This is a genomic window from Actinopolymorpha sp. NPDC004070 (genome assembly GCF_040610475.1).
Lineage (GTDB): Bacteria > Actinomycetota > Actinomycetes > Propionibacteriales > Actinopolymorphaceae > Actinopolymorpha.
Genome location: NZ_JBEXMJ010000014.1, coordinates 124,923 through 135,006 on the forward strand (window position 1 = coordinate 124,923; position 10,084 = coordinate 135,006).

14 protein-coding genes and 2 pseudogenes are annotated in these 10,084 nt (G+C 69.1%); 7 read left to right on the forward strand and 9 right to left on the reverse strand.

All coding sequences use genetic code 11. The features are described from left to right. Positions 1-122: 122 nt before the first annotated feature. Complete coding sequence (locus ABZV93_RS24040; RefSeq protein ID WP_354939888.1) at positions 123-638, reverse strand: DUF1360 domain-containing protein; 516 nt, start codon at positions 636-638, stop codon at positions 123-125. A gap of 132 nt (positions 639-770) precedes the next feature. Between ABZV93_RS24040 and ABZV93_RS24045 the strand changes: the two genes are divergently transcribed. Both ABZV93_RS24045 and ABZV93_RS24050 read left to right on the forward strand, forming a co-directional pair. Next, positions 771-893 (forward strand): ANTAR domain-containing protein, encoded by a 123-nt coding sequence (locus ABZV93_RS24045; protein WP_354939891.1) that lies wholly within the window; start codon positions 771-773, stop codon positions 891-893. A gap of 249 nt (positions 894-1,142) precedes the next feature. Then, the gene (locus ABZV93_RS24050; RefSeq protein WP_354939894.1) at positions 1,143-1,877 is read left to right on the forward strand and encodes an ANTAR domain-containing protein; all 735 of its coding nucleotides are present in this window, start codon (positions 1,143-1,145) and stop codon (positions 1,875-1,877) included. 40 nt (positions 1,878-1,917) lie between these two features. Here ABZV93_RS24050 and ABZV93_RS24055 read toward each other — a convergent pair whose 3' ends face one another. From ABZV93_RS24055 to ABZV93_RS24065, 3 genes are all read right to left on the reverse strand, one after another. Next, a complete protein-coding gene (locus ABZV93_RS24055; protein ID WP_354939897.1) occupies positions 1,918-2,208 on the reverse strand; it encodes a hypothetical protein in 291 nt (96 codons plus the stop codon). Between the two features lie 162 nt (positions 2,209-2,370). Further along, positions 2,371-2,631 (reverse strand): hypothetical protein, encoded by a 261-nt coding sequence (locus ABZV93_RS24060; protein WP_354939900.1) that lies wholly within the window; start codon positions 2,629-2,631, stop codon positions 2,371-2,373. A 168-nt stretch (positions 2,632-2,799) separates the two neighbouring features. After that, positions 2,800-3,315, reverse strand: coding sequence for a hypothetical protein (locus ABZV93_RS24065; protein WP_354939902.1), 516 nt, complete (start codon positions 3,313-3,315; stop codon positions 2,800-2,802). Between the two features lie 135 nt (positions 3,316-3,450). Between ABZV93_RS24065 and ABZV93_RS24070 the strand changes: the two genes are divergently transcribed. Both ABZV93_RS24070 and ABZV93_RS24075 read left to right on the forward strand, forming a co-directional pair. Continuing rightward, positions 3,451-4,557 carry a glycoside hydrolase family 172 protein gene (locus tag ABZV93_RS24070; protein ID WP_354939905.1) on the forward strand — a complete coding sequence of 369 codons (1,107 nt, stop codon included), beginning with the start codon at positions 3,451-3,453 and terminating at the stop codon, positions 4,555-4,557. Positions 4,558-4,584: 27 nt separating this feature from the next. Continuing rightward, positions 4,585-5,082, forward strand: coding sequence for a hypothetical protein (locus ABZV93_RS24075; protein WP_354939908.1), 498 nt, complete (start codon positions 4,585-4,587; stop codon positions 5,080-5,082). Between the two features lie 14 nt (positions 5,083-5,096). Here ABZV93_RS24075 and ABZV93_RS24080 read toward each other — a convergent pair. The 3 genes and pseudogenes from ABZV93_RS24080 to ABZV93_RS24090 all read right to left on the reverse strand — a co-directional run. Continuing rightward, a pseudogene (locus ABZV93_RS24080) lies at positions 5,097-5,323 on the reverse strand (hypothetical protein); the annotation flags it as partial. A 14-nt stretch (positions 5,324-5,337) separates the two neighbouring features. Next, positions 5,338-6,192 carry an alpha/beta hydrolase gene (locus tag ABZV93_RS24085; RefSeq protein ID WP_354939911.1) on the reverse strand — a complete coding sequence of 285 codons (855 nt, stop codon included), beginning with the start codon at positions 6,190-6,192 and terminating at the stop codon, positions 5,338-5,340. A 10-nt stretch (positions 6,193-6,202) separates the two neighbouring features. Continuing rightward, on the reverse strand, positions 6,203-6,337 hold the full coding sequence (locus ABZV93_RS24090; protein ID WP_354939913.1) for a hypothetical protein: 135 nt from the start codon (positions 6,335-6,337) through the stop codon (positions 6,203-6,205). A gap of 117 nt (positions 6,338-6,454) precedes the next feature. Between ABZV93_RS24090 and ABZV93_RS24095 the strand changes: the two genes are divergently transcribed. Beyond that, a complete protein-coding gene (locus ABZV93_RS24095) occupies positions 6,455-7,876 on the forward strand; it encodes a methyltransferase (protein WP_354939916.1) in 1,422 nt (473 codons plus the stop codon). Positions 7,877-7,893: 17 nt separating this feature from the next. Here the strand turns inward: ABZV93_RS24095 and ABZV93_RS24100 are convergent. Further along, a pseudogene (locus ABZV93_RS24100) lies at positions 7,894-8,274 on the reverse strand (tannase/feruloyl esterase family alpha/beta hydrolase); the annotation flags it as partial. A 69-nt stretch (positions 8,275-8,343) separates the two neighbouring features. Between ABZV93_RS24100 and ABZV93_RS24105 the strand changes: the two are divergent. Further along, positions 8,344-8,868, forward strand: a complete 525-nt coding sequence (locus ABZV93_RS24105) for a hypothetical protein (RefSeq protein ID WP_354939919.1) — start codon at positions 8,344-8,346, stop codon at positions 8,866-8,868. Continuing rightward, the gene (locus ABZV93_RS24110) at positions 8,787-9,365 is read left to right on the forward strand and encodes a hypothetical protein (RefSeq protein ID WP_354939922.1); all 579 of its coding nucleotides are present in this window, start codon (positions 8,787-8,789) and stop codon (positions 9,363-9,365) included. The genes ABZV93_RS24105 and ABZV93_RS24110 overlap by 82 nt, the downstream gene beginning before the upstream one ends. Before the next feature lie 39 nt (positions 9,366-9,404). Here ABZV93_RS24110 and ABZV93_RS24115 read toward each other — a convergent pair whose 3' ends face one another. Next, positions 9,405-9,836 (reverse strand): very short patch repair endonuclease, encoded by a 432-nt coding sequence (locus tag ABZV93_RS24115; protein ID WP_354939924.1) that lies wholly within the window; start codon positions 9,834-9,836, stop codon positions 9,405-9,407. Between the last annotated feature and the right edge of the window lie 248 nt (positions 9,837-10,084).

Genomic DNA, 10,084 nt, shown 5'->3' on the forward strand with positions numbered 1-10,084 from the left:
CAGTGGCAGCACCTCCGTCAGACTGCCAGCTGCTCCTCACTGGTTGCGGCCTGCACTACCGTCGTACCCGAGCAGGAGGCCCGTATCCGCGGACAGCGGCAGGCGGCAGCGCCGCGCAGACGTCACTCGGTGCGGATCCGCGCGTACACGTGCTGGAGGACGTCCGAGATCGCCACCATGGTCATGGCCGAGGACCAGGCCCGGGCCACTCTCGGTGCGAACGTCAGCGCCGCGACGTATCCGGTCGCGATCCACGGCGCGAGGCAGAACGGACAGGTGACGAGCTCCCCGATCCCGTGGCGTACCTCGCTGTCGTCTCGCACGCTCTCGTTCAGCTCGGCTGAGCCGGCCGCTCCCTCGAACTGCGTGAACGGCACCCGGGCCGGGCTGGTCACGGCGTCCTTGGCGAGAATGCGCGCGAACTTGTGGGTGGCGATGCCGCCGAGGATCACGTCGGTGAGCGCGACGCGTTCGGGCAGTCGCCGGCCGGTCACCCGGGCCAGTGCGGAGACGGCTCCGGTGCCACCGGCGTACACCGCCATCGCCGCGAGATAACCGCGCAGTGGCTGGTCGTGCCCGTGTTCGTACTTGTGCTGCTCGTCCGCCGGGCGGCCGAGTGCAGCGGTGGCGTCGATCATCTGGCGCTCCTTCCGGGCCAGCGGGACATCAGTACTGGGCTACCCGGCAACACCGCCTGTACGCATAGCGAAAGCGGCCGCCCGCAGGCCTCGATGTCGTTTTGGTGGATCGTGGCCGGGTAGTCCGCCGGAGTGGAGCGCCACCGCCTGAACAGCGAGGAAGCATTCCAGGTCCTGCGCCAGATCTCGCAGAACCGCAACATCAAGTTGCGCGAGGTGGCCTGCGACTGGACGGCAGAGCGGTCGGTGGGCTGAACCTCCTCTACGCTGAACCCGGGGAGTGGCGCATGCCCTCAGCGGCGGATCGTTGAGTCCAGCCGACCTGGACCGCTCCGCCGGGCTGGACTGACCTCCCGCGACCCCACGCGACGTCACGGAGAGAGCAACACGGCCGACACAGGCACACCGGTGACTTTTGCCCGGTCTGGTTCCGGGAAGCACCAGGAGGAGAGAACGCCTTACGTGACAGGGAACGCGCGCATCAGATCAGTCAGGAGCAGATCTGTGGACGAGGAGCGCTACCAACGCCTGTGGCACAGCATCACCGCACGGGTAGAGGACTCCGGCTCGACCCGGTGGGTAGGGGCGGTGTGCGCTGCCGTCGTGTCGCTGGTCGACGGCGTGGACGCGGCAACCCTGACCGTACGCGCAAACTCTTGGGTGCAGGAGACGTGGGGCGCCAGCGACGAGTGGGCGGCGAGCCTCGAGGAGTTGCAGTACACCCTCGGTGAGGGCCCCGGGCTGGACGCTTTCAAGACGGGGAACTTCGTACTCGCGCCGTATCTGAGCGCTGAGCACGCCCGCTGGCCGGGGTTCGTCCAGGCGGTGGGAAGTCTGGGTCTCGTCGCCGTCGTCGCGTTTCCCCTGCAGGTCGGTGCGATCCGGCTGGGAACCCTCGATCTCTTCTGCCGTACGGCCGGCCGGATGACGCCGGACGCGCTGACCGATGCCGCCGTTCTCGCCGACCTCGCGGTGTACGCACTGCTCCGGCAGCTTGGTGACCCGCCGGCGGACGACCCTCCGGAACCGGACCCCGCGCCGAGCAGCGGCGATCTGCCGTTGTCGTACCACGAGGTGCATGTGGCCACCGGCATGCTGGCCGCGCACCTGAACGTCGAACTCGACGAGGCGTTCACCCGCCTGCGGGCGCGTGCCTACGCCGAGGACAGGCCGCTGCTCGCCCTTGCCCGAGACGTCGTGGCCCGGCGTGTCCCGCTCGACGACGTGGACTCCGACTGAGGGTCACGACGACTGATGGCCGGGATCGGCGAGGCCAGGGTCAGGACTGGCAGGCGCATCCTGGTGCGCAGGTAATCAGCACGAGTTCGGCCGGCCAGGCAACGCTGTCCGCGTGTCTGGGAGGTCCCGAGTCCCGGGTTACCTGCACGGTTCGCTGTCCGTCCACGCCCGTGATGACATCGGAGACGGCTCGGTAGCCGTACGCGTACGTGGCGGTTCCGAGGTCCTCGTCGATGGTGATCAGCAGAACGCGATGGCCGGTGACTCTCTTCGTGGCGATGGCGGAACGTGGTTCCGCGTGCACCTGTCGGGGTTCGTCGAGGTCGGTCATGACGCCTCCTCGGGCACCCCGATTGCAGTGGCTGGGCAGTCGACGGGGTCCGGGTCGGCTGCCCTGTGGGCGGGTCGCATCCGGGCGGCGTCATCGCCGCTCGGGTCTCCGCCGGGTCAGCACAGGGTCCAGGTGCACGTCTGGGTGTGTCTCATGGAACGTTCAGGTGTGACCGACGATCGCGGCGTCAAGGTGGCCTTGCTCGTCCGTGCTCCAGGTCACCTCGAGATGCCGAGGCGGCTCGGGCCACGGTCCGGTGACCAGACCGGCGGTTTCGGGTGAGTTGCCGAACGAGAGAAGCGAGCTGTCGGAAGGATCGCCCTGCTCAGGGACGTAGCCGTGCCTGGAGGAACGGCTGAGGAGAACTGGGTGCTCGCTCATGGTGGCCTCGAACAACTCGAAGTTGCCGCGATGGTGCCGCATGGCTAGCTGCCCAACCGGGATTGAAGCTACCACAGGTACGGGCGCTTTCACCGGGGCAAGGCGAGCATGGCCGAGGCCGGACCGATTCGCTCGGCCGGCCTCGGCGTGTCCTCTTGGCGATGTGGGTGGTGGTGTGGGTGGTGGTGTGGGTGGCGGTGTGGCTGGCGGTCAGTCATGGCTGCGTACCCGGAAGTTGCTGTGGCTGGGGCGGAACATCGGAGCAAGGCCCGTGCACTCGTTGATCGGCGCGTTGGCGAACTCCCACGCCCAGTACATCCGGTCGTGGCCGCCCTGGTCGAGCACCGTGAAGGAGACCTTCGTCCCCGTCACGTCGGGGTTGTCCCGGCCGGGAAAGTGCGCGTAGCCATCAGTGATGACGCCGGTGGCGACGGCCACCGGACCGGCGACGGTCAGGCAGGTGATGTCGCCCTCGAACTCGGCCCTGGCCTCGTCCGTCGTACCCACGCCGTGGAAAACCTTGAACGTCCCGGCGGTGTCCATCGGGTTGCCGTGCGCGTCGATGTCGAACCGCACGCGGTCGCCGGCCCAACCGGGTGGGAACCAGTCCGGAAGCGTGCCGGTCACCGTTCCCACCACGCTTCCCGGCGGGATGCCGGTCGACGTCGAGGCCGGCGCCTGCACCGACGTCGCGTTCTTCGCCGCCGCTCCGCCCGGGGCAACCACACGAACCTCTCCCAGCGGCGATCCGGGTGGCTCCCTCGCGGGAGGGAACCCGCTCCCTCCCGCGGACCTGCCGACCGGACGTCAAAGTACGGTGACGTGATCCGCAGAGAACTCCAGGAAGGTGTGAGCCGACCGGTGCTGTACGAACTGAGGAACGTCTCGAGCAGAGCGGCCACCGCGGAGAACCCGACCGCCGCGCCGGGTGAAGGCGGCCGTGCAGGCAACGGCAGGAAGGGCGCGCCGTGCCTGTCACCGCTGGCGAAGGGCGAAACCGCGACGCTGCTGGACCACGAGGGTCCCGGCGTCGTACGCCACATCTGGTGCACCGTTCCGCCCGGCAATCCCGACCACCTGCGCAACCTGATCGTCCGGATGTACTGGGACGGGCAGGACCATCCCAGCGTCGAGGTGCCGCTCGGTGACTTCTTCGGCGTCGCGCACGGCCGGCAGACCGAGATGGCGTCGGAGCTGGTCTCGATGCAGGAGGGCAAGGGCTTCAACTGCTGGATCCCGATGCCGTTCCGGGAGCGCGCGGTCATCACCGTGCACAACGACTCCGAGTCCGACGTGTCGATGCTCTTCTACCAGGTGGACTTCACCGTCGGCGACACGCTGGATGAGTCGACCGGCTACTTCCACGCGCAGTTCCGGCGGAGCAACCCGTGCCCGCTGCACGAGGACTACACGATCCTCGACGGGGTGGAGGGCCGCGGCGTGTACGTCGGAACGGTTCTCGGCGTACGCGCTCGTTATCGCGACTGCTGGTGGGGCGAGGGCGAGCCGAAGTTCTTCATCGACGGGGACACCGACCACCCGACCATCTGCGGAACCGGCGCGGAGGACTACATGGGTTCGGCGTGGGGACTCGGCTGGGTGCTGACGCCGTACCAGGGCGCGCCGGTCGTCGACGGCGACAACGGCTTCTACTCGATCTACCGGCTGCACGTGCGGGACCCGATCCACTTCGCCGAACGGCTCAGGCTGACGATCCAGCAGATCGGCTACGGCGACATCGCGAAGGCGCGGGCCTTCTTCGGTTCGAACTACGTGGGCTACCACGCCGCCGGTGCGGGTCCCGGCTCGGAGCAGGGGATGTTCGACCTGAGCGACGACTACAGCAGCGTGGCGTACTGGTACCAGACCCTGCCGGCCCGGCCGTTCCCTCCGTTGCCGGACCGGGCGGCACGCTCGGCGGACCTGGGCCCGGTCGCGGCGTCCACACCGAAAAGGGCTGACGCCTAGCAGCTGCGACGTGGGAGCCTTGCCCGCATGGACGACCGGGTGAGTGCGAATCCCGCACAGGACGTACGAGGGTGTCTGGGGTGCGACCTGCGGGCAGGCAGGCGCGAACTCCCCGGCGGGGTCATCCGGCAGACCGATCACTGGGTCGTCCAGCACGTCATCGGACCGCTGAACCTCGGCACGCTGATCGTCGCGCCACGCCTGCATGTCGTCTCGGTCGCGGACCTCGACCCCGGCGCGGCGGCGGAGTTGGGGCAGTTGCTGCGGGACGCGTCCCGGATGCTCGAGGCGCTGTGCGAACCCGAACAGGTGTACGTGTGCCAGTGGTCGCACGGTGAGTCCGCGCGCAAGCACCTGCACTTCGTCGTCCAGCCCGTCACGGCTGACGTCGTACGTGCCTTCGACGGAAAGCGGTCCGAGCAACTGCAGGCGGCGATGATGCTGACCGACTACGAGGCACCGCGCGAAGAGGTGGAGGCGTTCTGCGAGCGGGCCCGGCGCTGGTTCGGGGACGACGCAGGCTAGATCGCTGACCCGGGTCAGGCGTGCTTGTCCTCCGGCTGCGAACCCGGCTGGACCGACCAGTTCGGCGGCTCGTCGGTGCCGGACTCCTCGTCGCGTTCAGCGTCTGCGGCCGTGGCGTGGATCTTGCCGGCCGCGTGGTGGACGGGTGCGTAGACGCGGTCACCGGGTGTGCCTCCAGGCCGATGTCCACCCCGACGGGGATGGACATCAGGGTGCGCTGGAGGTACTTCCCGGACCAGGCATCCGGCGACGGGCTCACCCCGCGTCGAGCACCTCGCGCAGACGTGCCGCGAACTCTTCCGGCCGGCCGAGCCCGTCGACGAAGCCGAGGTGGTGGCTGGGGAAGACGATCGCTTCCTGGCCGAGCACCCGTGCGGTCGCGCGGGCGGTGCGGGCCGTGTAGACGTCGCCGGTTTCCTCGCCCACCGCGATCACCACGCGGGTCGGCGCCGCGGCCAGGGCGGCCACGTCGGGGTGGTAGTCGGTGATGGCCACGGCCAGCCCGGACAGCAGTGGATTGTCCCGCGAGCCGTCGTCCTCGACCGGCAGTCCGAACTGCGCGGGGTCCGGGTCCGGTTGTGCGAAGTAGGCCTCGGTGAACTCGCCCTCCCAGGCATACATCGCCTGGAACGCTGCCATCGCCGCGCCGTACCCCTTCGCCTGGTAGGTCTCCAGGTAGTGCGCGCGGGCGCGGTGTGCGGCCGCACCATCGGGCAGCACCGGGTTCATCGGCGGCTCGTGCGCGACGAGGACGGCGACGTCGTTCGGGAACGCGGCGACGAGCGCGAGCGAGACCACCGCTCCGCCGCTGCTGGCGAACAGGTGAACCGGTCCGCCTCCGACCGCCTCGATCACCGCGCGCACGTCGCGGGCCGAGTCCTGCGGGGTCTGCTCGCCTCGTCCGTCCTTGCGGACGCTGCGAGGGCCGCCGCGCGGGTCGTAGGTGACCACGGTGCGGTCCGGGAAGTACGCGGCCAGCGCGCGGAACCCGCTCGCGTCCATCGGCTGCCCGATCATGAGCAGCGGCGGGCGACCGTCGGCGGTCGGCAGCGGGCCGGCCACGTCGTAGACGAGGTCGACCTCGGGAGTCTCCAGCGTGTGAGTCTGCATGCCCCTACAACTACCCGTCCCCGCGGAACTCATCGGTGCGTCCACAGGTCAATGCCCCGCCGTTGCCGACGTGGTTCTTCCCGGTGATGGCCGCGCTGGTCGCCGCTACGTCGAGCAGCGGCGGGTGCTCGTCGACTCCCGCCATCACGTGTGGCTCAAGCTGACCAGTGCCGGCCGTTCGGCGTACGCGCGTCATATCGCCGCCCTCCGAGCCATCCTCGAGACGGGTGGGTGAGGGCGCGCTCGGAGTACTCTCGGCAGGGTGACCGGCTACTGGGACGTGGAGCCGTCCGGTCGTTCGGAGCCGACGACGGTGCGGCTCAGCCTGCCCGACGTGCAGGTCGACCTTCGTGCCGATCGGGGCGTGTTCGCCGCCTCCGGTGTCGATCGGGGAACGCGGGTACTGCTGCGTGACGTCGCCGCGCCGAACCCGTACACCGGCGTCGTCGACCTGGGTACGGGCTACGGTCCGATCGCGGTCGCCACGGCGCTCCGTCAGCCGCTGGCCGGCGTCTGGGCGGTCGACGTCAACCGGCGGGCGCTCGACCTCACCCGCGCCAACACTCGCGACCTCCCCAACGTCGTGGTCGCCGAACCCGAACAGGTTCCCGCGTCGTTGCGGTTCGGCGGCCTCTACAGCAACCCGCCGATCAAGATCGGCAAGGACGCGCTCCACCAGCTGCTCACCGACTGGCTGACGCGGCTGGACCCGGGCGCCCCGGCCTGGCTCGTCGTCAAGCAGGCAATGGGAGCCGACTCCCTGCAGCGCTGGTTGAACGACGGTGGGTTTGCGACCAGCCGGGCCGCGTCGAAGCAGGGCTATCGGATCCTGCGGGTGGATACGCCCGGTCCTCCTCCGCCGCTCTTGGCGCGGGAGGACCTCGCCACGATCGCCGCGCACACCGGCGGCTCGTGGACCGTGCTGGGCCGGTTGACCGGCGGGTACTCCGACACCGTTGTGCTGCTGGGGCGAGGCGCTTTGCGCGCGGTCCTCAAGGTCAAGGAGGGCGCGTGGTGGCGGTCGCAGCTGAACCGTCTCGTACCTCTTGCTCAGGAGCTCCGGGTGCTCGGTTACCCGACGCCGGAGGTCATCGGCTGCGGTTCGCTGGACGAGGACCGCTCGTACCTGCTGACCTCCTGGGCCCGCGGCACGTCCCCCACTGTGCCGAACCGCCGTCAGCTCGACGCCGCTCTTGGTGCGGCCGAACTTCACCGCTCGGTCCGGCCGCCGGCCGACCGCGACTGGTCCGCGATGATCACGGCGTTCCTCAACGGCGGGATCGGCGAGCACGAGTTCCATCCGGCGACCAGTGCGTACGCCCGGCAGGCGCTGGCCGTCCTGCCCAAGCCGGTGCCTGCATTGCCTTCCGGCGACCTGACTCACGGCGATTTCACGTTCCGCAACATGCTCTTCGAGCGTGACGCCCTGAGCGCGGTGGTGGATCTGGAGGGCTTCGGGACGGGCACCGTCGCGGTGGACCTGCTGGCCCTGCTGCCGTCCCTGTCCGATCCGGACCATCGGCGCGTCGTCGTCGAGCGTGCAGTCGAGCTCACCAGCGCGGACGTCGTGGCAGCGTGCCTGTGCCACCGGATCCTCGCCGGCCTCGACTGGGCCAGCCAGCACGTCGAACTCCTCGACGACGCCATCGAACGCGCCAAGCTGCTGTTGTCACTCCTCCCGTAGCTTCGGGCACAGGTGAAGTCCTCCGCGACGTCGGTGCTGCCGTGACCGTCGTAGCGGGCGACCTGCGGGTAGGGGCACAGCGGTCTGGTCCGGACGGCCTTGCCGTCGTCTCCCTTTCCGACTGCCTCGATGGTCCGCGGCGCGTGACCGTGCTCCACCCAGGACGTCAACGCAGCAGGCGGATCGGCGAGCGGGCCCGATCTGTTCCCCCGGTATGTCGCCGCAGTGACCCACGCCTGGCGCGAGGAAGAGGCGGTCTGCGTGGCGTGCGTCCCGCCGAACTGGCATACGGCGTCGTAGTAACGAATCACGCCCTGCGGCGGAATCGTGGGATCGGCGAGGCCTGCCCACAGGACGAGCTTCCCCCCCGGCGCCCCGGAACGTGCTGAGGTGCGCATGTACGCGATGCACAACGTGCCATCGCGATCCGTCACCGTCCCACCACGAAACCACCTTGGAGGTAGGCCATGCTGTCGGAGAAGTCGGCCGCCACGATCGTGTCACCCTTTCCGCCGTCGGCGCGGCGATCGGCGACATCACTGGTCTCTTCTACGAGAGGATGTTCGCCGCCCACCCCGAAACTGCTCCGTGACCTGTTCAACCGGGGCAACCAGTACGCGATCGTGCACAAGTATCTCTTCGAGGCGATGGTGGAGGTGCTCGGCGAGGCGATCACGCCCAAGGTCGCGCAGGCATGGAACGAGGTGTACTGGCTGATGGCGAACGCGCTGATCGCCATCGAGTCCCGCCTCTACGCCGAGGCCGGCGCCGCCGATGGTGACACCTGGCGGGAGTACCGCGTCGTCGGACGGTACGAGGAGACCGCGGACGGGGCGACGTTCCTCGTACGCCCGGTGGACGACGGCGCGCTGCCGCCGGCCCGGCCGTGGCAGTACACGTCTCGGTGCAGGTGGAGCTGCCCGACGGCGCGCACCAGATCCGGCAGTACAGCCTGTCCGGGACCGCTCCGGACGCGCTGCGGTTCGCGGTGAAGCGGATCGTCGGTGCCCCGGACGGAGAGGTTTCGAACTTCCTGCACGACCGCGTGAGCGAGGGCGCCGTGGTACGGGTGAGCGCGCCGTTCGGCGACGTGAGCGTGGACGACGCGGATGGCCCGGTCGTACTCGCCTCCGCGGGCATCGGCTGCACTCCCATCATGAGCATGCTCGATCACCTCGCCGCCACGAACTCCACGCGGCAGGTCACCGTCGCCCACGGCGACTACTCCCCCGCGAGACACGCGTTCCGCTCCGACCTGGAGCAGCTGGTCGCCAAGCGGGGCAACGCCCAGGGCGCGGTGTGGTACGACGTTCCTGAGGGAGAGCCGCGCCACCACTGGCAACACCGCACTGCACGTCGCCCCGCTGGACCTGGCCGACCCGGCTTCCGTAGCGGCATTCACCGCCGCCTGGGACGGGCCGCTGCACATCCTGGTCGCGAACGCCGAGGTGATGGCCTGTCCCGAGCAGTACATGCCGTCGGGAGTTGAGTGGCGGGATTTGATCAGGGCAAAACACACTCAAGTCTTCTACAGACGACTGCGAACTACAGCCATGACGCGCTGCGCGGCCTCCTCGATCGCCTCGTGCTCCCACACCCGGACGGGCTCCCACCCTGCAGCCCTCAGCCTTGTATCCGTCTCACGGTCCCGCGCGGCGTTTCCTTCGATCTTCGCCCGCCAGAACTCCACATTAGTAGCCGGCCACGTACCGTGTATCGGACAGGCATGCCAGAAGCATCCGTCGACGAAGACCGCGACCCTGGCCTTACGAAAGACGATGTCTGCCTCGCGACGCAGGTCCCGCAAGGGCCTCTGGTGGACCCGGAAGCGGTAACCCGCGCGATGGAGAACGGACCGCAAAGACCGTTCGACCGCAGTATTACGGCTAGCCTGCCGGCTCATTCGACTGGAAGTCGCGGGCGTCGTAGGCAGGGAACCGCGCCCCGGCTTGCTGGCCATGGCTCTACGTTAACCACCCATAGAGCCTCGTCGCGGACCAGGCCCGGCAGCGGAGGCCCTTCGGATCCGCTCGGCACAACTCCTCCTCCTGCCGCTTACCTCAACCGACATGGCCTCGTCGCAGGTCCACCAGGAGGCTAGCGACCGCTCGTCGCACGACGCTCTCATCGCTGCTTCCACGAACAGCAGACCTCAAGTGCCAGCGAGCCACTGCGGGGCCGTAGGAGCCGCCCCGTTACCATGCATCT